The sequence below is a fragment of the Myroides sp. NP-2 genome, assembly GCF_014145665.1.
Classification (GTDB): Bacteria; Bacteroidota; Bacteroidia; order Flavobacteriales; family Flavobacteriaceae; genus Flavobacterium.
Window position 1 is genome coordinate 78,472 of the sequence record NZ_JACHTD010000008.1, and the last position, 23,279, is coordinate 101,750.

Sequence of the window (23,279 nt, forward strand, 5' to 3'; positions counted from 1 at the left end):
GATATACCTATGATTTCAACAACTATATTAGCACAACTGCAGCAAGAGGAAACACCAATGTACTACTATGATTTGCCCTTGCTACGTCAAACCATTGCCACGGCCAAAGCACAAGCTGATCGCTGGAGGTATCACATCCACTATGCGGTGAAAGCCAATTTTAATCCGCGCATCCTAGAAGAAATTAGCGCGAGTGGTATGGGCGCAGACTGCGTGAGCGGATTGGAAATCGAACAGGCAATAGCCCATGGATTTCAGGCTGAGGATATTGTCTTCGCTGGAGTAGGGAAGACCGATCGCGACATTCAAACCGCTTTGGAACACGGAATTTTAGCTTTTAATGTTGAATCATTACAAGAATTAAAAGTTATCGGTGCTCTTGCGCAAAAAATGCAGACAGAAGCTCGTGTCGCTTTGCGTATCAACCCCAATATTGACGCTCAAACACATCACTATATCACCACAGGATTGGACGAAAATAAATTTGGTATTTTTATGCATGAACTCGAGGATTGTCTGTCGTTTGTTCAGGAAAAAGAAAGCGGAGTCACTCTCGTAGGCTTGCATTTTCACGTCGGATCTCAAATCTCTGATTGGACGGTATTCAAGCGTTTGTGTCTCAAGGTAAACGAATGGAATGCTTGGTTTGTCGCTAGAGGCTACGTCTTGCCTATATTAAATGTTGGTGGAGGTGTAGGAATCAACTACGCTCAACCTGATGCAGAGCCTATCGTTGATTTTGCTGCCTTTTTTTCTATTTTTAATCAATTTTTGACCCCTGAGAAAGGACAACAAGTGCATTTTGAACTGGGGCGATCATTAGTGGCCAACTGCGGTAGTTTGATCAGCCGTGTCTTGTACATCAAAAACGGAGTAAATAAAAACTTCGCCATCTTGGATGCAGGAATGACCGAATTATTACGACCAGCTTTATACCAAGCCCAACACAAAATCGATAGTCTAACAGCTACACAGGTACCCCTAGAAGAATCCGTACTGTACGAAGTGGTGGGGCCCATTTGTGAAAGTAGCGACTGTTTTGGTAAAAATATTCAACTACCGCCTTTACATCGAGGAGATTTGATTGCCATTCGCTCTGCTGGTGCTTATGGTGAAGTCATGGCGTCGCGCTACAATTTGAGACAACCACTGAATTATTATTTTAAAGAATAAAATATTTTCTAGTATAAATTAGAAATTGTTTGTTAAATTTGATTGAAATAAAAATAGAAATTTAATTTAATTACACTAAGATGAAATTAGGAGATATCGACGTAGCAGGAGAATTAATCGATTTAAACTTTCAATTATTAAGAACGCAGATCTTATTAGAAGAAGTTTTGAAACACAACGCAGAAACATTAAAATTACCTTCACCAGAAGCAATGAATGAGATTAATGAATTTGCTTTGCAATCTATTCAAAAGAAATTTCCAAATATGAATATTGCGAAAAGAGATGAGGAACAAGCGAAAGCTGAATAAGAAATACATCAACTAAAAAAGTCGTGCATTGCACGACTTTTTTTTATGTTAATTACAATAGCTTGCATTCCAATCGCTATGTCCTCTTCCTTCCCAGCATTTGTAACTTTGTTTTATTTTCGTTACTACAAAATTTCCGTCTTTTGCAGTGACGTTCATGATTACTTTTTTCGCTCGCATCGAATCATCGTTGATTCCATCCTCAATCAAAGTAACAAGTATTGTCGATGAATTAGCCATTTTTAATACGGTTATATCGTAGGTGTATTTTCCTTCTGCACCTTTAGTTTCAGGTGAGTAAAAACGCATAATCTCCTCTACTGAAGTCAATTTATCACGTTGAATCGCCTGATTTAAATCATCTATTTTTTCTTGGGATATTAATTCGTATTCTTGAATAGCTGACTCAATTTTTGTTTGATCTACAGGAGTACTCGTCTCTACTTCAGCTGGAGTGGTTGCCGTTGATTTATCTTTACAACTCATTGCGCTAACTCCAACTAGTATAATGCTGAAATAATAAAATAATCTGTTCATAGCTAATTACTTAAGTTGGTTACTCTTATAAATATATAGAAAAAAAATATAGGATTGTAATTATTTTTCAATTGATTTGAATAAGCGTTGTTTTTTTGTTATCTATCGCGTGAAATTTGAACTAAAAAACCAAAGATTAGATTCCGATTTCAAATTGCATTCTAAAATACCAATTGTTTTTACTCGATCCTTGATAAAAACTAAGTTGATCATATGTCAATTCAGCTTGTAGTTTAAACGCGTGTTCCCATAAGTACTTGGTTACTCCCACAGAGTATTGCGTTGTATTAGGTAAATTCAACTGTTCGTACAATTGCGTTTTCATTTTTTGAGTAGAAACACGACCAATTACTTCGTAATTACTTGGGAAAATATAACTCAATTGATAGTCCATTCCATGCCCAGCATAAACATAACTACTTTGTTTTATTCCGTCAAGATCCGTTTGGTAGGTAATAGCATCGTCGACATTTCGGTTCATAAAAGAAACCATTCCCGCCCATCCGTTGTATTTTAAGATGGCATCTGCCATAAAGGAATTGAGGTTTTTAGTCTCAAATAGTGCATTCCCCGTTTGTCCCTGAGAGTTCTCCGCGTTGTTATTGTGTGAAAACGTTCCTGCAAGCATTAATTTAGGTTTGCTCTCGCGGGCGATATCTCCCTCGAAATAAGCTCCGTTATTTTTAAAACTTCCCATTGGGAATAATTCAACTCGCCCAGTCAAGGCGTAACTGTCGCTTTCAGATCCCTGGAAGTTTCTTCCTCGACCCGTAGATACAGCAGTTTTAATAACATAGCCAAATTTGTCTTTTCGCTCTTGGTGGTAGTAGGCTTGTAAACCAAAATCGCGATCAATATTGAATTTGGCATTATTGATGGAGCGATCCGTTAGTTGCAAGGCGCCCGAAGAGTTTATACGCTGTCTATTTCCCGGTAATTTTGTTTGTCCGAAGATAAAACTCCAATTTTCATTTGGACGATAGGTCAGTGCCGCATCGCGTATGATATTAACAGATTCACCTTCTACGGTTGTTCCCATATCCTTTGGCGCAAAAGACAATTGAATCACGTATAAAAATTTCGGATTTCCAACATAACCGTCAAAACGCAAACGCAAACGTCTGATTTCCCCCTCGTATTTCGTTTTTCCTCCGTCGTTTTCAGCAAAGGTTAATCGGTTTTGCATGCGGAATCGCAAGTTCAATTGGAAAATACTATCCGCAGAAGTAATTCCTACCCCCTTACCAAAGTTGTAGTAAGGCAATTGAGCTAACTTAACATCGTTGTTAACCCTTTCGATTTTCTGTGCTATTGCGTTAAATGAAAGTAACGTCAATATTAATAAATAGATCTTTTTCATGTGTTCGTGTGTTGAGATTGCAAAAATAAGATTAGTTTTGTTACTGCATTTATATCGTTGTTATTGTAATGTAAGGACAATGTTATTAAATGGTTAATTAAAGATAGTAAACATTACAGTATGTCATATATTGGATATCATTTTACAGTAGAGCCTTTAGTGCCTGGTGTAGAAATTCTTATCGCCGAGTTAGGTGAAAAGGCTTTTGAAAGTTTTGAAGAAACAGCAATCGGTGTAAGTGCTTATGTACAAGAAGAATTGTGGACGGAGGATATTTTAGAGGATATTTACATTTTGCAATCCGATCAATTTACAATTACCTACCGCAAAGAAGCGATTGAACAAGTGAATTGGAATGAGGAGTGGGAAAAAAACTTCAATCCAATTGATGTAGATGGTATATGCTACATCCGAGCGCCATTTCACGAAAAAACCCAAGCGAAATACGATATCGTTATCGAACCCAAAATGAGCTTTGGAACAGGACACCACGAAACAACTTATATGATGGTGCGTCAAATTTTAACTAATGAGATGAAAGACAAGGTTGTTTTGGACATGGGATGTGGAACGGCCATCTTAGCTATTTTAGCGTCAATGCGCGGTGCTTCTCAAGTTGATGCAGTGGATATTGATAACTGGTGCTATTTGAACTCAATAGAAAATGCAGCGCGTAATGCGTGTACTACCATCCAAGTATTCGAAGGAGATGCTTCTATCTTGGTTAAAGAACCAAAGTACGACGTAGTATTGGCAAATATCAATCGCAATATTTTGTTGAATGACATGGATGCTTATATACGAACCATGAAAGAACAAGGGGAAATTTACTTTAGTGGATTCTATACAGAAGATATTCCAAGCATTAAAAAAGCAGCGGAAGAAAAAGGTTTAACCTTTGAAAATCAATTAGAAAGAAATAATTGGGTATCTTTGAAGTTTAAAAAACGTTAATCATCGTATTAAAATTTTGATAATATGGGAGATACAAAGGAAATAGTAAAAGAAAAAATTGATGTATCGGAGTTACTAAATGGTCAAAGTGAGATTATCTTATACAATGATGATGTGAATACTTTTGATCACGTGATTGATACCTTAATTAAAGTATGTGACCACACAGCCGAACAGGCGGAACAATGTGCTATTTTGGTGCATTATACAGGAAAGTGTACCGTGAAGACGGGAGAATTTAAAAAATTAAAACCACAATGCCTGCAATTGTTAGACGCAGGATTAAGTGCGGAAATACAATAAAAAAAGGGAGCTTTTAGCTCCCTTTTTTATTAATTAGGGTGTCTGCAACACCTCTTGCTGAGGTAGTTTTATAGGCTCATTTTCCTCTTATTTATCCATACGCACGAATTTAGGCGTAAACATACCGAGCGTTTTTACTAAATCCGATTGTGCGTGCATGACGGCGTGAATATCTTTATACGCCATAGGCGCTTCATCTACACTGCCACCGAGGAGCTGCACACCCGCCGTTTTCAAAGCTGTTTTAATGTCGCTTTTAGTAAATTTGCTCTTGCAGACATTTCGCGAGTGCAAGCGACCTGCACCATGAGAAGCCGAGTGTAAACTCGCTTCATTGCCCAAGCCTTCTACAATAAAGCCCGGGGTTGTCATTGATCCTGGGATAATCCCCAATTGCCCTGCAGCAGCAGGGGTAGCTCCTTTTCGATGTACGATCAGCTCTTTGCCTTGAATAAGCTCCTTCCACGCAAAATTGTGGTGGTTTTCAATGGTAAAGACAATCTGTTTTCCCAAGGCTTTTGCAATTCGTCTGTGAATATCATCGTGGCAAGCTTTGGCGTAATCCCCTGCTAAGTTCATCGCCAACCAGTACTCTTGACCGTCATGTGTATGCAGATCCAACCAAGCCAAATGCTGAGCATGACTCGGCAATGGACATTGTTTGGTTGCCAAATACGTATAGTGCTTGGCGATATTAGCGCCTAAACCTCTCGAACCACTGTGCGATAAAACCGCAACATAGGCACCCGGAGCTAATTTCCATTCGGGTTTTGTTTCCGTTAAGTGCACAATTCCAATCTCTACAAAGTGATTGCCTCCTCCTGAGGTACCCAATTGTTTATAAGCTTTGTCTAAAAGCCCTTTAACAAAGGGAATATCCCGAAACTCGCTGCGGTAGAATACTTCGTGATCCACTTTGTTGGCGTGTGTTTCATACATGCCAAACTTGGTGTGATCTGAGAGAATATTTACTAGTTGATGATCTTTACCTTTGAGGAAACTCGCAGGTAAATTGAATACAGATAGACTCATGCGGCATCCAATATCAACACCTACTCCATAAGGAATAACCGCGTTGTTGGTGGCTAAAACACCTCCAATAGGCAATCCATAACCGTAATGCGCATCAGGCATTAAGGCACCTGCTTCTGCAACAGGTAGCTTTAGGGCAGTGAATAATTGATATTTAGTCTGTTCGTCAATCCCATCTTCCCCAAAAATGGAGAAAGGGGCGCGAGTATGCGTCAATTCGTGTCGTCTCACTTCGACCTGCTTGACCATACTCTCAGCTACTTTACCCCATATGCCATCACCTAAATAGCGTTCCGGGGCTTGTAACACTTGTTTTGCCTCTCGTAGTACGGCATCTTTGTTTTCTTTTTTCTTATATCGACTAATTGTACCCAGTGCAATATTGATTGTATTATTTTGGGGAAATCCCAATTGAATGAGGTCTTTCCCCGAAAGTTTCCTTCCCATGATATGTTGTTTAATTGACAATAATAACCACTCAAGAAATCGCTTTTTTAGCGCTTGAGTCGTGTGAAAGTGGTTGGCGTTCGACCAACACGTCAATTCGGGGTTTTGTAAAGGGTCCGGAATAAACAAAAAAAGCCCGAATCTACATCTTCGGGCTTTTCATATATAAAGTAATTGATTTTACTACAAAGAAGTACCGCGAAGATACACCCATGCACGCTGTGCCGGTGTGAACAATGTTGAAGTAGAATTTAGTACAAACATTTTTTCTTCGTTTTTAATGGTGAAACATATTTGATTGCAAATTTTGCAAAAAGTTTTTGAGTAAAACAAGTAAAACAATGTTTTTAATTTTTTTCAGTAAAACGGTAAGAGTTGAGAAGTGCAGTTGAGCTTTATCAAACACCAAAACTAATGTGAACTCAGTAGGATACAAGGGAAATATAAAAGAAGGTATGGCTGTTGACAAGTTTTGTCTATTTTTGTAAAAAAATATTTCAAAATGAGAAAGTTAATCGGATTAGCCATCGCTATAGGCTTTATGTTGCAATCTTGTGTAACAACAGAAGAAGTAACCGTAAAAAAAGAAGGAAACATCACGTTTTCTTTGGATATGGATTTTTCTGAATTACTAAAAACAATGCCTTCTACTAACGCTACATCAGGAGATGTGAAAAAAGCATTGGATTTAATTAATGGAGAAGAGTTGTCGGTTGAACAGCTATTGGATATCAGCTTGTTGGAAAGTAAAAACCCAGAGCAAAAGAAAGATAGTATTTTAAAAGCAAATCCCGATTTGTTGAAAAAAACGCAAAACATTCGCATGCGTGTCATGATGAATGACTCTGTGGGGAATATTGCATTAAAAGTGTTGGGAAAAAATGTAGATGACTTGAATAAATCTTTGAGAAACTTAGACGAATTGAGTGCTTTAGGGGAGAACAATGGAAAAAAAATGGATGCACCTGCCTTTGTTAAAGCTTCTATGTTTGAATTGAAGAAGAAATCATTCCAACGCAAAGTCGAGATGAAATCAGGAGATTTGCAAAAATCCTTAGGTGAAATGGGACAGATGGCTGCGATGTTTACCTATCAATTGAAAGTGAATTTCGAGCAACCTATTAAATCGGTATCCTATACAGATGCTTTAATATCACAAGATGGAAAGTCTTTTGTCAAAACATTTAAAATGTCAGAGATTATTGATAATCCACGTGTATTAGAATACACCGTAGAATTGAAATAAAAAAAAAGAGCTTGATTTTTTATCAAGCTCTTTTTTTTTATAGTTTATTCATGTTTTCTGCTAAAGCTTCGATGAATTTTCCAATGGGACCTTTGACCATCATCGCCATCATTGGGTTGAAATTTCCTTCGAAGTGAAGTTGAATTTCTGTGTTGTTAGCGTCTATTTCCGCAATAGTTCCCGTTAAGGTAAACGGCAATTTATCACTAGCAGCACCTAAAACAATAGTAGAGTTTGGAGTTGCCTCTTTCTTTTTTAATTTGATTTCGGGCATTCCTTTCAGCGCAAAAATGAAAGAATCATCCCCTGTTACTTCAAATTTAGCAATCGACTCAGGCATTAACTTTTCGAAGTTTTTTACGTCAGATAATGCGTTAAATATATATTCAGCGGATTGCGCTACTGTTACTTTTGGACTTTCTAATTGCATATTCTTATTTCTTTAGTTATTGATTCCATTCAGATGGATTAACTCTCCATTCTTGTAGTGTTTCTAGATCAGAAGCAGAAATATACTGCTGTTTTACGGCATTTTCCAATAAGGATGTATAGTTACTCAAGGTCGTTAATTCTACACCGGCTTGGGCAAAGTTGTCTTTTGATACTTGAAATTCATAGGTAAAGATGGCCGCCATCCCCAAGATCTCAGCCCCATTTTCTTTCAATGCTTCAACGGCTTGTAAGCTACTTTTCCCTGTGCTGATTAAATCTTCAATAACTACTACTTTTTTTCCTGCATCGAGTTGCCCCTCAATTTGATTCTGTCTCCCGTGTTTCTTAGGCTCAGGACGAACGTATACGAAAGGTAATTGTAAAGCTTCAGCTACTAATAACCCAATTCCAATTGCTCCAGTTGCTACACCAGCAATGACATCTGGTCTGCCATATTTCTCCACAATGTGCTTAGCAAATTCCTCTTTTAAGAATTTTCTTATCTCAGGATAAGACAGTGTAATTCGATTGTCGCAATATATAGGTGATTTCCATCCAGAAGCCCACGTAAAAGGATTTTTTGGATTTAATTTAATTGCGTTAATTTGCAGAAGTAATTCGGCAGTTTGTTGAGCTGTTTCTTTAGTAAAAATCATAATACAAATGTATAAAGTTTTTGTAAACGATAAACCGTTGTTTCTAACTGATAAAATTGAGAAAGAAACCGATTTTCAGTTGTTCTTGTTAGACAGTGTTGATATTGACAAAATTATCATTAAATATTTTCAAAATAAAATTGATAAGGCATTTTTATATCATCCTGATGAAAAAGCAATGATGAAAAGGTTAAAAGAAAAAATTCCCGTTCAAAAAGCAGGAGGAGGAGTGGTGTACAATGAAGAGGGAAAAGTGCTATTTATCAAGCGCAACGGCAAATGGGATTTGCCCAAAGGGGGTATAGAAAAGCAAGAGGAAATCGGAGAAACCGCAATGCGTGAAGTTGAGGAAGAAACAGGAGTCGGACAGCTAGAGATCATCAGAAAATTGCCTAAGACGTATCACGTTTTTAAGCGCAATGGCAAATATCGATTGAAAATTACCAGTTGGTTTGAGATGACCACATCTTACCAAGGTGAATTAAAAGGCCAAGTAGAAGAGGGGATTGAAGAGGTGGTTTGGTTCGACAAAGATCAAATCAAAGAAGCCATGTCCAATTCGTATGAAAACATTAAACTCTTAGTAGAAGAAGCAGGTTTGCTTAGTGAATAAATAAAAAGTCGCCCGCATCTACATGCGGGCGACTTTTTTATATGGTTAGATTCTCACTGGTGGCGGAACTAATTTGGTGTACTCTCCATTGTTTCGGATGACATCGCGCACGATACTCGAGCTGATAAATGAGGTGCTAGCAGCCGTAAGTAAAAATACGGTTTCAATCTTGGTTAAGAAGCGATTTGTGTGGGCAATGGCTTTCTCAAATTCGAAGTCAGCCGGATTGCGCAAGCCTCTTAAAATAAATTGCGCTTGTTTCTGATGACAAAAATCTGTTGTCAATCCTTGGTAGGTTTCCACTTTTATTTTGGGTTCACCCGCAAAGGTTTTTTCAATAAACGCTTTGCGTTCCTCTAAACTGAACATATATTTTTTGTCAGCATTTACACCAATCGCAATGATAATCTCATCAAAAAGAGGCAACGCTCGTTTAATAATGTCGTAATGCCCATTGGTAATAGGATCAAAGGACCCTGGTAATACAGCTCTTCTCATACTTTGGGAGTCTTTAGTTTTGCAAAGCTAAGTTAATTGCGTTGCCAAACAAATCGGACAGTGCAATATTCGCTTCTGCAGCTTGTTGCGGTAAAATACTTTCTCTTGTTAATCCAGGTACTGTATTCATCTCTAATAAAAATGGTGTGTCGCCAACGATGATAAACTCACTTCTAGAAAATCCGTCCATTTTTAAAATGCGATAGATTTTTATAGCGATAGCTTCAATCTTTTCTTTGAGTGCCTCGTCAATGCGCGCAGGGGTAATTTCTTGCGATTTACCTAAATATTTCGCTTCATAATCAAAAAAGTCATTCTCACTTACAATTTCCGTAATAGGTAATACAATTACTTCCCCTTGGTAATTGATCACGCCTACAGATACTTCTGTACCTTTTAAGAAACTCTCAATCAAGATCTCATTATCCTCTTTGTAAGCCACCTCAATCGCGCGGATTAGCTCTTCTGTTGTATGAGCTTTCGAAATTCCAAAACTCGACCCAGAACGGTTAGGCTTAACAAAGCAGGGAAGCCCAACGCGTTGAATGATCTCTTCCGTGTTGATCTCATCTCCCTCGTTTAGGTAGTAGGAAATAGCCGTTTTAATTCCATAAGGCTTCAATACTGAGAGCATGTCTCTTTTGTTCATGGTTAATGCCGCTTGGTACGAACTACAAGAAGTGTGAGGCATTTTGATTAGTTCAAAATACGCTTGTAATAAACCGTCTTCCCCAGGTGTGCCGTGTATGGCGTTAAATACAACGTCAAACCTTATCTTATTCCCCTTGTGTACCACAGAAAAATCATTTTTATCTATAGGGAACTCCTCTTGGTTTTCATCTACATAGACCCATTTATCGCGAAAAATATGGATTTTGTATGGCGTGTATTGTGTGCGATCCAAAGTGTCAAATACGACTTGACCACTTTTTAGTGAAATTTCGAATTCACTCGAATAGCCCCCCATAATTATTGCTACGTGCTTCATATGCCAAGAATGTTTGAAGTTAGATTTTTAAAAGAATTGGATAATATTGTTTAAAACAAATTTATAACAAAACACAGAAACAAAAAATCTTTTCGATTTTATATCTTTGTCAAAAATATATCCTATGAAATTATTTCAATTTTTGAAAAGCAAAAGCTTTTTAATTTCCCTGGCAGCGGCCATCGTAATTTCCATTGTGGGCGTAGTAGGCCTTTTGAAATGGTTGAAAATAACGACAAATCACGATCAGCGAATTGAAGTACCTAGTTTATTGAAGTTAGATACTTTTCAAGCAGAGCAAGTAATTGAAAAAAATGAGTTGCGCATGGTGGTGTTGGATACGTTGGATTACGATAAAAACTTTCCCCCTTTAACCGTATTGGAACAAGATCCAATGCCAGGATCTAGTGTGAAAGAGAATAGGAAAATTTATGTGAAGATTAATGCTTCTGGCTACGGTAAAGTTATTTTGCCTGAACTGGAGCAATTGACATACAGACAAGCTAGGTCCACGATTATTTCGATGGGATTAAAAGAAGGAACAATATCCTATACTACTTTTATTGGTAAAGATGTTGTTTTGGGGATCCAACAAAATGGGAAAAAACTAAAAAAAGGAGATTTAGTTGTGAAAAACTCTAAGATTGATTTCGTGTTAGGGGATGGGAAAGCGGGGCTTTCAGCCGAACAACTAGATGTAGCTCCTACTATTGATTAAGACAACGTAATTTATGCAAGAGAATGTAAATGAGGTGTTTGACGATTTTGAAGAAGAATTGTATGAACATTTTCGATTTGAAGCGGGTAAAGGACAAGCGCCTTTACGCGTAGATAAATTTTTGATGAACTTAGTTGAAAATGCAACGCGCAATAAGATTCAACAAGCCGCATCAAATGGAAATATCTTTGTCAATGATATAGCCGTAAAATCCAACCACAAAGTAAAAGCGCTGGATGTTGTGCGCGTATTGATGAAACAACCGCCTTTTGAAAATATTATCATCCCCGAAAATATTCCGCTGAATATTATTTATGAAGATGATGCCTTGTTAGTGGTAAATAAAGAACCTGGCCTTGTGGTACATCCAGGACATGGAAACTATACCGGTACGTTGGTGAACGCATTGGCGTATCACTTCGACAATTTGCCCTTAAACAGCAGCGAACGCCCTGGATTGGTCCACCGCATCGACAAAGATACCAGTGGATTACTCGTGGTGGCAAAAACCGAATGGGCCATGACTGAACTACAACGTCAATTTGCAGAAAAAACTACAGAAAGAGAATATGTAGCTTTGGTTTGGGGAAATGTAGAGCAAGAAGAAGGAACAATTGAAAGCTATATTGGAAGACATGTCAAAGACCGCATGCAAATGGCCGCTTTTGACGACGAAGAAAAAGGAAAATGGGCGGTTACCCACTACAAAGTTTTAGAGCGTTTTGGCTATGTAACCCTAGTTTCTTGTCGTTTAGAAACAGGACGTACCCACCAAATTCGCGTGCACATGAAACACATCGGACATACCCTATTTAACGATGAACGCTACGGAGGAAATCTCATCTTAAAAGGAACGACTTTTACCAAGTATAAGCAGTTCATTGAAAATTGTTTTCAGCTCTTGCCAAGACAAGCATTACACGCTAAAACATTGGGCTTCGAACATCCCGTTACCAAAGAATATGTTCGCTTTGACTCAGAAGTGCCTCAAGACATGGTTGCTTGCATTGACAAATGGAGAACCTATTCGCAAAATTCTGCTCTTGAACTCGAATAATACGCAACCACAAATTTCGATTTGTGGTTTTTTTATGCATAGAAATGAATGTTTACTACGTGTTTATCGTAAAAAAATAGGTATTTTTGAAGGCTACTAAATAATGGTGGGTAAAAGTTCTTTTTTATGCCCCTTGGGTTTAGTTATGTTGAGGTGACCATGGAAAAAAAGTTTAAAAAACACATTGAATCAAATTTTGCTGAATTAACCCAGCATCCACTTGTAATTGCTGTCAGCGGTGGGGTTGATAGCGTCGTATTAACGCATTTATGTCACCGTATAGGCTTGAATATCGCTCTAGCGCATTGCAACTTCCACTTGCGCGATGGAGATAGCAATTTGGATCAGCAATTTGTTGAGTCCCTAGGTACACAGCTAAACGTGCCTACTTTTGTGCAAGAATTTGATACCAAACACTATGCAACGGAACAGAAAGTGTCTATTCAAGTAGCCGCAAGAGAACAGCGTTATCAGTGGTTTGAAACACTTATTAAAGGCGAAAAGTATAAGCTTTTATTGACCGCACATCACTTGGATGATTCTATGGAAACTTTTTTTATTAATTTTTCAAGGGGAACTGGTATCGAAGGACTGTTAGGGATACCCGAGCGAATTGACTATATTCGGCGGCCATTACTCGTGTTTACTCGGGAGGAAATTGAGCAATATGCACAAGCTAATCAATTGGTTTGGCGGGAGGATTATACAAATGCACAAACAAAATATTTGCGAAATAAGATAAGAAAAAATATCTTGCCTGTTTTTAAGGAAATTAATCACCAATTAGATCAATCGTTTCAACAAACGATTGCCTATTTAAAAGAAACCCATCAGATGAGTGTCGATGCCAGTCAACTGATGTTTGAAAAAGTGGTGATCAAGCAAGGCGATGACTTGTTGTTCCCGCTAAATGAATTAAACGAATTGTCCTTGCCTAAGGCTTATCTTTACAAATGGTTAGAACCCTACGGTTTTAAAGCTTGGGGAGATATCGCTGATTTGCTCAAGGCAGAAACAGGAAAGAAAATACTAGCAGAACACTATTGCTTAATCAAAGACAGAGGCTACCTCTTGTTGCGATTGAAAAATAAAATGATTGAGCAAGCAGAAGACGTGTATTACATTCAAGAGAACCAAACAATTAAACAACCGATACAACTAACAACCAGAAATTATGAAAGAAGTAAAATTGAATTAACCACAGATCCGTTATGCGCTTATCTCGATCGAGATAAATTGCAGTTTCCCCTGTTAATTCGCAAGCCTAAAAAAGGAGATTATTTTGTGCCTTTTGGCATGAAGGGAACGAAGCGGATCTCGAAATATGTAAAAGATGAGAAAATGACCCAAATAGAAAGAGAAAATCTATGGGTCTTATGCTCAGGTGAAACTATTGTATGGATTATTGGAAGTCGAATGGATGAACGATATAAAGTAAGAAATACAACTATTAATGTTTTAAAAATTAAATTAACCGTATGAAAAAATTAGCTTATTTGCTATTTTTCTTTGTGTCTATTTTTAGTGTTCAAGCGCAGATGATGGAAAATCCTGCCAAATGGACCACGAAAATTGAGAAGAAATCCGACACCGAGTATACCATCACATGGAATGGTATTATCGAAGATGGTTGGCATATGTACTCCCAATACACAGCTGATGGAGGGCCGTTACCAACTGAATTTTTATACAACAACATCGAGGGAAATTATGAACTAGTTGGTGAAGCGAAAGAAAGCGAAACCAAAACGGTTTATAACGACATCTTTGAAGTGGATGAAACCTATTTTGTAGGACCAGTACAGCTGGTACAAGATATTAAATTGACCAATGCAGATACACCAAATATTCAAGTAGAATTGGGGTATCAAGTTTGCTTAGACGTTTGTATTAGCCAAAGTAATTTGTTTGTCTACGATTTAAAGACTTTACAAGTTACTGAAGTAGATAATTTTGAAGCGTATAAAACGGAGGCAGTTGCTGCAAAAAGCGACGCAAATCAACCGAATGATACAGCAGCAAAAGCACCCAAAACAGAAGAAAAAAGAGGGTTGTTTACCATCTTTATCTTGGCTTTTTTCTCTGGATTCGCCGCTTTGTTAACGCCTTGTGTGTTTCCAATGATTCCGATGACTGTGAGCTTTTTTACCAAACAAAGTAAAACACGCGCTAAAGGAATTAAGAACGCCATTATATACGGATTGTCAATCATCTTGATTTACGTAGTATTGGGTACCATTGTAACAGCTATTTTTGGTGCGGATTCACTTAATGCGCTCTCGACAAACGTCTATTTTAATATTATATTCTTTTTGCTACTTGTTGTTTTTGCAACGTCTTTTTTAGGGGCATTCGAAATTATGCTACCGAATTCATGGGCGAATAAAGTAGATTCACAAGCAGATCGCGGAGGGTTAATCGGAATCTTGTTCATGGCGTTAGCGCTGGCAATTGTTTCTTTCTCTTGTACAGGACCTATTGTAGGAACGCTACTAGTAGAAGCAGCCTCAAAAGGAGGAATTGCGCCTATTGTTGGAATGTTAGGCTTCTCTTTAGCCTTAGCACTTCCATTTATGCTATTCGCCATGTTCCCTGGATGGTTAAATTCAATGCCGCGTTCTGGCGGATGGTTGAATACTGTAAAAGTTTCGTTGGGATTCCTAGAATTGGCTTTAGCCTTTAAATTCTTGTCAAATGCAGACCTTGTATTGCAAGCTCATTGGTTAGAAAGAGAAGTGTTCTTAGCGATTTGGATTACCATTTTCGGAGCTTGGGCCTTATACTTATTTGGAAAAATCAGATTGCCACACGATAGTCCAATGGACAGTATTTCCGTAGGACGTTTGTTCATGGCTTTGTTTGTAACAACCTTTACCATTTACCTAGTGCCTGGTTTATGGGGTGCACCTTTGAAAATTATTTCAGGTTTCCCTCCTCCGATGACCTATGCTGAAAGTCCTTATGGAGTAGGAGGTAAAGGAAACGGCGGTGGCGGCTCTACAGCTGAAGCATTGCCTGAAGGAGCAAAATATGGCGCACATGATATCGTAGCCTTTACGGATTACGAACAAGGAATGGCATATGCAAAAGCGGTAAACAAACCAGTTTTACTTGACTTTACAGGATTCGCTTGTGTTAATTGCCGCAAAATGGAAGATTACGTTTGGTCTGATCCAGCAATTTTAAGCCTTTTGAAAAAAGAGGTGGTATTGATCTCTCTTTACGTTGACGACAAAAAAGAATTGCCTGAAAATGAACAGTATATTTCAGAAACAACTGGAAAAAAAATCAAGACTATTGGAAATAAATGGAGTGATTTTCAAATGAAACACTACCATGCCAATGCGCAACCATACTATATCGTCTTGGATGCAGACGGACAGCGTTTATCTGAGCCTGTAGGGTATACACCCGATGTAGATGAGTATAAAGCTTGGTTGGAAGGCGGTATTCAAAATGCAAATTAATCCAATTACATAAGAAAAAAGCGATTGAAAATTCAATCGCTTTTTTTTGTATATTTTAAGAGATAATCATGTGATTAATTAATAAATTGTATGCTTCAATTCAAAGTCAAGTTGACTATTTAATACATCAAAAAATGATACGAAAGTTTATTATTACAAGTTTAGCTGTGTTTGCACTCTCAAGTGCAGAAGCGCAAGTATATACCCCTCCAACAAGTACAAAGTCGGAAATACACCAAGTCGTTGGGTTAACAGATGTCAAGATAGACTATTCAAGACCCAATATGCGCGGGCGTTTAGTGTTTGGTGATTTGGTACCATACGGACGTTTATGGCGTACAGGAGCCAATATGAATACAGTGGTTACCTTTAACAATGACGTTGAGATAGACGGTAAAGTATTGAAAAAAGGTTCCTATGCGATTTATACAATTCCAAAAGTAGAGGAGTGGGAAGTAATTTTCTATAAAGACACGAACAACTGGGGGCTACCTGAGAAGTGGAATGAGGCGAATATCGCTTTGTCAACTAAGGTAAAAGTACAAAACCTCGATCGCAAGTTCGAAACTTTTACCATGGCTATTAATAACGTGAATATTGATTATGCCGATTTGGAAATCATGTGGGAGAAAACCTTGGTGCCCGTGCGTTTTAAAGTGCCAACGGACAAGCTAGCAATGGAAAGCATTACTGAAACATTCGATGGTCCTAAAGTAGTGGATTACTACGCAGCAGCTGAGTACTTTTACTTAACTGGCAAAGACTTGTCTAAGGCATTATCTTGGATCAACAGTGCTATTGAAAAATCAGGTGAACGCGTACCTTATTACTTTGTTCGACTAAAATCGCAAATCCAAGCAAAAGCAGGAGACAAAGTAGGGGCAGTAGCTACGGCAAAAATAGCCCTAGATTTAGCTGAAAAAGCAAATAATCCCGACTATGTAAAAATGAATAAAGACGCAATTAAAGAGTGGTCTAAGGCGATTTAGTTTACAGTTGACGGTTGACGAACCGCGCGAATTACACAAACCGCGCGAACCGCGAAAACCTCACGAACCGCGCAAAAAAACGCAAAAAAATATTATCTTTGTTTCTTAACAACACAATCTAAATGATACTTACAGAACTTAATGCTATATCGCCAATTGATGGTCGATACAGAGGTAAAACCCAATCATTAGCACAATATTTCTCAGAAGAAGCGCTAATCAAATACAGAGTTTTGGTTGAGGTGGAATACTTTATTGCACTATGTGAATATAACCTTCCTCAATTGAGTGGTATTTCTCCTACCTTATTTCCAGAATTGCGCAAGCTATATAAAGATTTTACTTCAGAAGATGCGCTTTGGATTAAGGATAAAGAAAAGATAACCAATCACGATGTCAAAGCCGTTGAATATTTTATTAAGGATGCTTTTGATCGTTTGGGACTAGAACAGTACAAAGAATTTATTCACTTTGGACTGACTTCTCAAGATATCAATAATACTTCTATTCCCTTGTTGACAAAAGAGGCATTCCATGAGGTGTATATGCCCTTGTTTCTGTCAGTAGTCAACAAGTTAAAAGAATTAAGTCAAGAGTGGAATGATGTTCCTATGTTGGCTAGAACCCACGGACAACCGGCTTCTCCCACGCGTTTAGGAAAGGAAATCAACGTTTTTGTACAGCGTTTGGAAGAACAATTGCGCCTGCTAAACAACGTTCCTTTTGCAGCTAAATTTGGGGGTGCAACTGGAAATTTTAACGCACATCATGTGGCGTATCCTAAAAACGATTGGAAACAATTTGGCGAAGATTTCGTAGAATTGAGTCTAGGGTTAAAATACTCTTTCCCAACCACTCAGATCGAACACTACGATCACTTTGCTGCATTTTTTGATGCATTGAAGCGAATTAATACTATTTTGATTGATTTAGATCGTGACATTTGGACCTATGTATCCATGGATTACTTCAAACAAAAAATCAAAGCAGGTGAAATTGGATCTTCGGCTATGCCTCACAAAGTAAATCCTATCGACTTTGAAAATTCAGAAGGAAACTTGGGAATGGCAAACGCTATTTTTGAACATTTAGCTGCAAAACTACCCCTATCAAGATTACAACGCGATTTAACGGATAGTACTGTTTTGCGAAATATAGGCGTACCGATGGGACACACAATAATTGCTTTTGAATCTACGTTGAAAGGATTGAACAAATTGCTTTTAAATGCAGACAAATTTGCAGAAGATTTAGATAAAAACTGGGCAGTTGTAGCAGAAGCGATTCAAACGATTCTGAGAAGAGAAGGGTATCCAAATCCATACGAAGCCTTAAAAGATTTAACGCGTACGAACACTGTGATTAACCGAGATTCTATTCATAATTTTATCGATACTTTAGCAGTAAGTGATGCCATTAAATCCGAATTAAAACAAATCACACCAAGTAATTATTTGGGGGTGAATTTATAAATAGAATCACATCTAAAAAGCGGCTATTATTTATTTGCGGCTTTTGTAAAATAAAAACCCCGCCTTTTTTAGACGGGGTTTTATTTTTGAGGCTTTTAAAGCCTTTATTATGTACATGCGTTTGAATTACGCAATAGCATCAATAATTGAATTTAATGTAGCACTTGGACGCATTGCTTTTGCAGTTGCCTCTGGGTTCGTTTGATAGTACCCTCCAATTTGCTGTGCTTTTCCTTGCGCACCAATTAACTCTTCATTAATCTTAGCTTCATTCTCAATCATAGCTTTTGCAACTGGTGCAAATTTAGCTTGCAAACCTGCATCTTTCGTCTGTGCAGCTAATGCTTCAGCCCAATACATGGCTAAGTAGAAGTGAGATCCGCGGTTGTCAATAGAACCTACGCGTCGTGCAGGTGATTTGTCGTTGTCTAAGAATTTAGCTGTTGCTTCATCCAAAGTCTCAGCTAATACTAATGCACTAGCGTTGTCTTGTGTTTGACTCAAGTGTTCAAATGATGCACCTAAAGCTAAGAATTCTCCTAACGAATCCCAACGTAAATATCCTTCTTCAATAAATTGTTCGATGTGTTTTGGAGCAGATCCACCTGCACCCGTTTCGAATAATCCTCCACCGTTCATCAAAGGAACGATTGAAAGCATTTTCGCAGAGGTACCAACTTCTAAGATAGGGAATAAATCCGTTAAGTAATCACGCAATACGTTTCCAGTTACCGAAATAGTGTCTAATCCTTGACGGATGCGCTCAACAGTAACTTTTGTCGCTTCGATTGGACTTAAAATACGGATGTCTAAACCTGTAGTATCGTATTGTTTTAAGTATTCGTTTACTTTTTTGATTAATTCTCTGTCGTGTGCTCTATTTTCATCTAACCAAAAGATGGCTGGTGTTTCTGATAAACGCGCACGGTTAACTGCTAGTTTAACCCAGTCTTGAATTGGAGCGTCTTTGGTTTGACACATTCTGAAAATGTCTCCTGCTTCTACTGCTTGTTCAAAGAACACAGTATTATTTTCATCAGAAACGCGGATTACTCCAGTAGCCTCTGCTTGGAATGTTTTGTCGTGTGAACCGTATTCTTCTGCTTTTTGAGCCATTAAACCAACGTTTGGTACTGATCCCATGGTTGTTGGGTTATAAGCGCCATTTACCTTGCAGTCTTCGATAACAGCTTCGTAAACGCCCGCATAACAACGATCTGGAATAATAGCCAACGTATCTTGTTGTTGACCTGCTTTGTTCCACATTTGTCCTGAAGTACGGATCATCGCTGGCATAGAAGCATCCACGATAACGTCTGATGGAACGTGTAAGTTTGTGATGCCTTTGTCAGAATTAACCATTGCAATTGCTGGTCCTTGCTCAATAGCTGTGTCAATTGCTGCTTTGATTTCAGCTTCTTGTGCATGACCTGCTATTTTAGCGTATAAATCTCCTAAACCGTTGTTTGGACTAATACCTAAAGATGCAAATACAGCAGCATATTTAGCGTATACATCAGCAAAATATCCTTCAACTACAGCACCGAAAATGATAGGGTCAGATACCTTCATCATCGTCGCTTTTAAGTGAGTTGAGAAAAGAATGTTTTTCGCTTTCGCCTCTTCTTTACATTCAGATACAAATGCTTTTAGTTTAGTTAAGTTTAATACTGTAGAATCAATTACTTCACCTTGTAAAAGAGAAGCGTAGTCTTTCAATAATTTAGTTGTCCCATCTGCACCGATGAATTCAATTTTGAATTTAGCATCTTTTGCTAGTGTTACTGATTTTTCAGAACCATAAAAATCTCCTTCCGACATTGAAGCAACTCTAGTTTTAGAATCTTTCGCCCAAGCCCCCATACTGTGTGGATGCTTCTTTGCGTAATTCTTCACTGCTTTTGGAGCTCTACGGTCAGAGTTACCTTCACGCAATACTGGATTTACAGCAGATCCTAAAATTTTAGCGTATTTAGCTTTAATTTCTTTTTCTTCGTCGTTTTTAGGCTCAGCAGGATAGTTAGGTACGGCAAAACCATGGGCTTGAAGCTCTTTAATTGCTGCGTTTAATTGTGGAATTGAAGCAGAGATATTCGGTAATTTAATAATGTTCGCTTCTGGGCTTTTTGCCAATTCTCCTAGTTCAGCTAATGCGTCACCAATTTTTTGTTCGTCTTTTAAAAATTCTGGGAAATTAGCTAAAATACGTCCAGCTAAAGAAATATCTCTTGTTTCTACATCAATACCTGCTGTCTTTGCAAAAGCCTGAACCATCGGTAAAAAAGAATACGTAGCTAACATGGGAGCTTCGTCTGTAAACGTGTAAAGGATTTTAGAATTCTTTGTCATTTTTGTTAGATTTAAATGATAACAATATAATTGTTGTATGTGTTGAGTCTAAAACATTGTAATTATACTAGCAAATATAATCATAAGCATTGAGAAAAACGTGCTTATTCAGTGATATAACAGTAGAATTGTTAAGTTTATAATATGTATAAGTAAAATTGCTTTATTGTTATTTTTGCTCGATTAAAAAAGTAATATTTGTAAAAAAGGGCTGACACATTTCTGTATCAGCCCTTTGGGTTTTATCGCGTTATTTCATATTTAATAGTTTTTTCCACCACGGACGATTGTCTTGTTGAACATCGTGTCCATAACCGTAACCGTAGCCATAACCGTAGCCATAACCGTAGCCATAACCTCCATATCCTTTCATGGTAATGGTGTCATTTAAGATAATTGACATATTTTTCAATTTGCCTTCGCGGTGTAAATCCGTTGGAAGTTTTAGCATGCGCTTATCTAAGTAATTTGCTCTTGTTACGTAAATAAACGTATCTGAGAATTTGCTGATTAATAAGGTATCTGTTACTAAGCTCACAGGTGCAGTATCTACAACAATGTAATCGTATTCTGCTTTTAATTTTGTAAACATAGCGCTTATCGCATCTCCCATTAGTAATTCGGCCGGGTTTGGCGGAATTGTTCCTGCTGGTAATGCGTATAGATTTTCGTATCCATCAATCTTAACAATAAATTGATCAATGTCAACATTTTTTCTCAATAAATAATCAGAGACTCCTTTTGATGGTAAAGATAAGTAATCATCCAAGCGAGGATTGCGCAAATCCATTCCAATTAAAAGCGTTCGCTTGCCTGAAAGCGCTATCGTAGCCGCTAGATTTACTGAGGTAAATGTTTTTCCTTCTTTTGGGAAAGTAGAAGTTAAGAAAATTGTTTTTGCTTTTCCTTCTTCAACATTTCCTAGCATAAACTCTAAGTTGGTACGTATAATACGCAAGGCCTCTGCTGAACTTGAACGACTCGATAAATCAATGATATTTTCGTGGTCATCTGAATGCGGAATATCACCTAAGAAAGGTACAGGCGTGTTATTTTCAATATCTAAGCGATTCTTCACTTTGGTGTCTAATAGTAAACGCAAGTATATCACTACAAAAGGGATTAACCCTCCTAGTACTAGTGAAGCCAATAAGACAATCATACTTTTAGGCGAAACCGGTTTTTCCGAACTCTTCGCTGTATCAATTACTTTGGCATTCAAATCAGTCGCAGCTAATGCAATGGCCGTTTCTTCTCTTTTTTGGAACAAGTATAGGTAGATCGCTTCTTTTACTTTTTGTTGTCTGTCGATAATTCTAAACTCACGCTCTTGTCTAGGAACTTGGGATAACTTAGAACGCAGTTGACGCTCTTTGCTTGCAAGCTCCTTTTGAGTGATTTTTAAGGAACTCTCTAAACGCGTTAAGCTTCCAGCAACCGAAGTTTTCATCGCTGCGATTTGGTCGTCGTATTTGACTACCATAGGGTTCAATTCTGTCGAACTTGAACTAATGCGATTGCGATCTAATACCAGCATATTGTACTGATTAATCTGTGCGTTTACATTAGCATCAGAAGAAATTAGATTGGGCAAAAGCTCATTTTGTTTACTGTTTTTTAAGAAATCAATTAATGAGGAAACAACTTTTAATTCTGTTTCGTTTTCAATAATTTGCTTGTCGTAGGCATTGGCATTCTCTAGGAATAAACCTAACTCCGTTGGGATGTCAGTGATGCTATTTCTCGATTTATACCCCTCTACTGTTTTTTCGACATCGCTTAATTCATCCGTAATAAGTTTCAAACGACTGTCAATAAATTCAGATGTCTTTTCTGAAATATAGCGCTTGTCTGCAATAGCTGCATCATTGTAGATCGTAATTAGATTATCTAAATAATCAATAGCTTTAGCAGGAGTTGGACTTAGTAAAGTCAAATCAAGTATACTCGAAAACTTATCTGTAGGTGCAATTTGCACATTTTTTACAAAGTGCTCCGTTACTTTTTCAATGGGATTTATTTCAACGATAATACTGTTAACTTCTTCAAGTTCTTCTTCTTTCTCTACTTTTAATTTGTGTAAAGTAGCTGTAGGTTTTGGAGCATTTCGAGTAACGATTAATTTACCTAAAACTGTTTCAATAGGTGTGTTGTATTCGAAGGTTCCTAGTTTTTCCTTCTCTATGTCAAAAAGAGTGAATGACGTTTCTGTAATATCTTTTACGTGAAAAGTATAGGTAATATTGTCAAAATCAAAAACGCGTTCAATAAAGTTGAAGTCTATCGGACTGTTATTGTATAGTTCGCTTTTTATTACTCGACCTTCATTGATATAAGAAATATTTAATTGCAAACGACGTACCGTTTTTTCTGCTAAGGTACGAGAAGACAAAACTTGTGTTTCGGTTTCAAGATTACTCTTGCCACCTGATAACATACCTAAATCTGCAAATGCTGAAAGTTCGGTAGAAATACCTCCCCCTCTTTTTTCGTCTTTTACTACAATAGTTGTATTAACCTTATAGGTTTTTTCCGTATAACGAAGGTAGATGAACCCTAGTACAAGTGTAAGAATAATACTTACAACAAACCATCTCCAGTGGATGAGATATTTTTCTAATTCTTCGCGAATATTTACACTAACGTTTTCGCTATTGTCAAATTTTCCTTCCATTTT

21 protein-coding genes are annotated in these 23,279 nt (G+C 37.7%); 12 read left to right on the top strand and 9 right to left on the bottom strand.

The window, feature by feature from the left end; genetic code table 11:
• Window positions 1–9 precede the first annotated feature (9 nt).
• Together lysA and H4K35_RS09420 are read left to right on the top strand one after the other, a co-directional pair.
• Entirely contained in the window at window positions 10–1,173 is a 1,164-nt protein-coding gene (lysA, locus tag H4K35_RS09415; RefSeq protein ID WP_182627306.1) for a diaminopimelate decarboxylase, read from the top strand.
• Window positions 1,174–1,253: 80 nt separating this feature from the next.
• A complete protein-coding gene (locus H4K35_RS09420; protein WP_182627308.1) occupies window positions 1,254–1,484 on the top strand; it encodes a hypothetical protein in 231 nt (76 codons plus the stop codon).
• 48 nt (window positions 1,485–1,532) lie between these two features.
• On the opposite strand, the gene H4K35_RS09425 is transcribed toward H4K35_RS09420, so the two are convergent.
• Complete coding sequence (locus H4K35_RS09425) at window positions 1,533–2,021, bottom strand: hypothetical protein (RefSeq protein ID WP_182627310.1); 489 nt, start codon at window positions 2,019–2,021, stop codon at window positions 1,533–1,535.
• A gap of 136 nt (window positions 2,022–2,157) precedes the next feature.
• Entirely contained in the window at window positions 2,158–3,381 is a 1,224-nt protein-coding gene (locus H4K35_RS09430; protein ID WP_182627312.1) for a porin, read from the bottom strand.
• 120 nt (window positions 3,382–3,501) lie between these two features.
• On the opposite strand from H4K35_RS09430, the gene prmA reads away from it, so the two are divergent.
• Together prmA and H4K35_RS09440 are read left to right on the top strand one after the other, a co-directional pair.
• On the top strand, window positions 3,502–4,335 hold the full coding sequence (gene prmA / locus H4K35_RS09435; RefSeq protein ID WP_182627314.1) for a 50S ribosomal protein L11 methyltransferase: 834 nt from the start codon (window positions 3,502–3,504) through the stop codon (window positions 4,333–4,335).
• Between the two features lie 24 nt (window positions 4,336–4,359).
• Window positions 4,360–4,638: an ATP-dependent Clp protease adaptor ClpS gene (locus H4K35_RS09440; RefSeq protein ID WP_182627315.1), complete on the top strand. Its 279-nt coding sequence runs from the start codon at window positions 4,360–4,362 to the stop codon at window positions 4,636–4,638.
• Between the two features lie 87 nt (window positions 4,639–4,725).
• On the opposite strand, the gene H4K35_RS09445 is transcribed toward H4K35_RS09440, so the two are convergent.
• A complete protein-coding gene (locus tag H4K35_RS09445; RefSeq protein ID WP_182627317.1) occupies window positions 4,726–6,117 on the bottom strand; it encodes an RtcB family protein in 1,392 nt (463 codons plus the stop codon).
• A 502-nt stretch (window positions 6,118–6,619) separates the two neighbouring features.
• Here H4K35_RS09445 and H4K35_RS09450 point away from each other — a divergent pair.
• Window positions 6,620–7,363 (top strand): hypothetical protein, encoded by a 744-nt coding sequence (locus H4K35_RS09450; protein WP_182627319.1) that lies wholly within the window; start codon window positions 6,620–6,622, stop codon window positions 7,361–7,363.
• Window positions 7,364–7,400: 37 nt separating this feature from the next.
• On the opposite strand, the gene H4K35_RS09455 is transcribed toward H4K35_RS09450, so the two are convergent.
• Both H4K35_RS09455 and pyrE read right to left on the bottom strand, forming a co-directional pair.
• A complete protein-coding gene (locus H4K35_RS09455; protein WP_182627321.1) occupies window positions 7,401–7,793 on the bottom strand; it encodes an SRPBCC family protein in 393 nt (130 codons plus the stop codon).
• 16 nt (window positions 7,794–7,809) lie between these two features.
• Entirely contained in the window at window positions 7,810–8,451 is a 642-nt protein-coding gene (pyrE, locus tag H4K35_RS09460) for an orotate phosphoribosyltransferase (RefSeq protein ID WP_182627323.1), read from the bottom strand.
• 7 nt (window positions 8,452–8,458) lie between these two features.
• On the opposite strand from pyrE, the gene H4K35_RS09465 reads away from it, so the two are divergent.
• Complete coding sequence (locus H4K35_RS09465; RefSeq protein ID WP_182627325.1) at window positions 8,459–9,064, top strand: NUDIX hydrolase; 606 nt, start codon at window positions 8,459–8,461, stop codon at window positions 9,062–9,064.
• A gap of 45 nt (window positions 9,065–9,109) precedes the next feature.
• Here the strand turns inward: H4K35_RS09465 and coaD are convergent, their stop codons facing one another.
• Window positions 9,110–9,562 carry a pantetheine-phosphate adenylyltransferase gene (coaD, locus tag H4K35_RS09470; RefSeq protein ID WP_182627327.1) on the bottom strand — a complete coding sequence of 151 codons (453 nt, stop codon included), beginning with the start codon at window positions 9,560–9,562 and terminating at the stop codon, window positions 9,110–9,112.
• Between the two features lie 13 nt (window positions 9,563–9,575).
• Window positions 9,576–10,550 (bottom strand): D-alanine--D-alanine ligase, encoded by a 975-nt coding sequence (locus H4K35_RS09475; RefSeq protein ID WP_182627329.1) that lies wholly within the window; start codon window positions 10,548–10,550, stop codon window positions 9,576–9,578.
• A gap of 124 nt (window positions 10,551–10,674) precedes the next feature.
• Here H4K35_RS09475 and H4K35_RS09480 point away from each other — a divergent pair, with 124 nt between their 5' ends.
• From H4K35_RS09480 to purB, 6 genes are all read left to right on the top strand, one after another.
• Window positions 10,675–11,268 carry a PASTA domain-containing protein gene (locus H4K35_RS09480; protein WP_182627332.1) on the top strand — a complete coding sequence of 198 codons (594 nt, stop codon included), beginning with the start codon at window positions 10,675–10,677 and terminating at the stop codon, window positions 11,266–11,268.
• A 13-nt stretch (window positions 11,269–11,281) separates the two neighbouring features.
• Window positions 11,282–12,325, top strand: a complete 1,044-nt coding sequence (locus H4K35_RS09485; protein WP_182627334.1) for an RluA family pseudouridine synthase — start codon at window positions 11,282–11,284, stop codon at window positions 12,323–12,325.
• Window positions 12,326–12,451: 126 nt separating this feature from the next.
• Window positions 12,452–13,807 (top strand): tRNA lysidine(34) synthetase TilS, encoded by a 1,356-nt coding sequence (tilS, locus tag H4K35_RS09490; protein ID WP_255492418.1) that lies wholly within the window; start codon window positions 12,452–12,454, stop codon window positions 13,805–13,807.
• Complete coding sequence (locus tag H4K35_RS09495) at window positions 13,804–15,792, top strand: cytochrome c biogenesis protein CcdA (protein WP_182627336.1); 1,989 nt, start codon at window positions 13,804–13,806, stop codon at window positions 15,790–15,792. Before tilS ends, H4K35_RS09495 begins: the two co-directional genes overlap by 4 nt.
• 134 nt (window positions 15,793–15,926) lie before the next feature.
• Window positions 15,927–16,781 carry a DUF2911 domain-containing protein gene (locus H4K35_RS09500; RefSeq protein ID WP_182627339.1) on the top strand — a complete coding sequence of 285 codons (855 nt, stop codon included), beginning with the start codon at window positions 15,927–15,929 and terminating at the stop codon, window positions 16,779–16,781.
• Window positions 16,782–16,903: 122 nt separating this feature from the next.
• Complete coding sequence (purB, locus tag H4K35_RS09505) at window positions 16,904–18,253, top strand: adenylosuccinate lyase (protein ID WP_182627342.1); 1,350 nt, start codon at window positions 16,904–16,906, stop codon at window positions 18,251–18,253.
• Window positions 18,254–18,379: 126 nt separating this feature from the next.
• On the opposite strand, the gene H4K35_RS09510 is transcribed toward purB, so the two are convergent.
• Window positions 18,380–20,602 (bottom strand): NADP-dependent isocitrate dehydrogenase, encoded by a 2,223-nt coding sequence (locus tag H4K35_RS09510; RefSeq protein WP_182627344.1) that lies wholly within the window; start codon window positions 20,600–20,602, stop codon window positions 18,380–18,382.
• Window positions 20,603–20,852: 250 nt separating this feature from the next.
• Entirely contained in the window at window positions 20,853–23,276 is a 2,424-nt protein-coding gene (locus H4K35_RS09515; RefSeq protein ID WP_182627346.1) for a polysaccharide biosynthesis tyrosine autokinase, read from the bottom strand.
• Window positions 23,277–23,279: the final 3 nt, after the last annotated feature.

Bases quoted from the DNA above. Each gene is read 5' to 3' on its own strand.
- H4K35_RS09455 (WP_182627321.1), bottom strand. From the start codon at position 7,793: ATGCAATTAGAAAGTCCAAAAGTAACAGTAGCGCAATCCGCTGAATAT.
- H4K35_RS09445 (WP_182627317.1), bottom strand. From the start codon at position 6,117: ATGGGAAGGAAACTTTCGGGGAAAGACCTCATTCAATTGGGATTTCCC.
- tilS (WP_255492418.1), top strand. From the start codon at position 12,452: ATGCCCCTTGGGTTTAGTTATGTTGAGGTGACCATGGAAAAAAAGTTT.
- H4K35_RS09450 (WP_182627319.1), top strand. From the start codon at position 6,620: ATGAGAAAGTTAATCGGATTAGCCATCGCTATAGGCTTTATGTTGCAA.
- H4K35_RS09515 (WP_182627346.1), bottom strand. From the start codon at position 23,276: ATGGAAGGAAAATTTGACAATAGCGAAAACGTTAGTGTAAATATTCGC.
- coaD (WP_182627327.1), bottom strand. From the start codon at position 9,562: ATGAGAAGAGCTGTATTACCAGGGTCCTTTGATCCTATTACCAATGGG.
- H4K35_RS09425 (WP_182627310.1), bottom strand. From the start codon at position 2,021: ATGAACAGATTATTTTATTATTTCAGCATTATACTAGTTGGAGTTAGC.
- lysA (WP_182627306.1), top strand. From the start codon at position 10: ATGATTTCAACAACTATATTAGCACAACTGCAGCAAGAGGAAACACCA.
- purB (WP_182627342.1), top strand. From the start codon at position 16,904: ATGATACTTACAGAACTTAATGCTATATCGCCAATTGATGGTCGATAC.
- H4K35_RS09465 (WP_182627325.1), top strand. From the start codon at position 8,459: ATGTATAAAGTTTTTGTAAACGATAAACCGTTGTTTCTAACTGATAAA.
- H4K35_RS09480 (WP_182627332.1), top strand. From the start codon at position 10,675: ATGAAATTATTTCAATTTTTGAAAAGCAAAAGCTTTTTAATTTCCCTG.
- H4K35_RS09510 (WP_182627344.1), bottom strand. From the start codon at position 20,602: ATGACAAAGAATTCTAAAATCCTTTACACGTTTACAGACGAAGCTCCC.
- H4K35_RS09485 (WP_182627334.1), top strand. From the start codon at position 11,282: ATGCAAGAGAATGTAAATGAGGTGTTTGACGATTTTGAAGAAGAATTG.
- H4K35_RS09495 (WP_182627336.1), top strand. From the start codon at position 13,804: ATGAAAAAATTAGCTTATTTGCTATTTTTCTTTGTGTCTATTTTTAGT.
- H4K35_RS09475 (WP_182627329.1), bottom strand. From the start codon at position 10,550: ATGAAGCACGTAGCAATAATTATGGGGGGCTATTCGAGTGAATTCGAA.
- H4K35_RS09440 (WP_182627315.1), top strand. From the start codon at position 4,360: ATGGGAGATACAAAGGAAATAGTAAAAGAAAAAATTGATGTATCGGAG.
- H4K35_RS09420 (WP_182627308.1), top strand. From the start codon at position 1,254: ATGAAATTAGGAGATATCGACGTAGCAGGAGAATTAATCGATTTAAAC.
- pyrE (WP_182627323.1), bottom strand. From the start codon at position 8,451: ATGATTTTTACTAAAGAAACAGCTCAACAAACTGCCGAATTACTTCTG.
- prmA (WP_182627314.1), top strand. From the start codon at position 3,502: ATGTCATATATTGGATATCATTTTACAGTAGAGCCTTTAGTGCCTGGT.
- H4K35_RS09500 (WP_182627339.1), top strand. From the start codon at position 15,927: ATGATACGAAAGTTTATTATTACAAGTTTAGCTGTGTTTGCACTCTCA.
- H4K35_RS09430 (WP_182627312.1), bottom strand. From the start codon at position 3,381: ATGAAAAAGATCTATTTATTAATATTGACGTTACTTTCATTTAACGCA.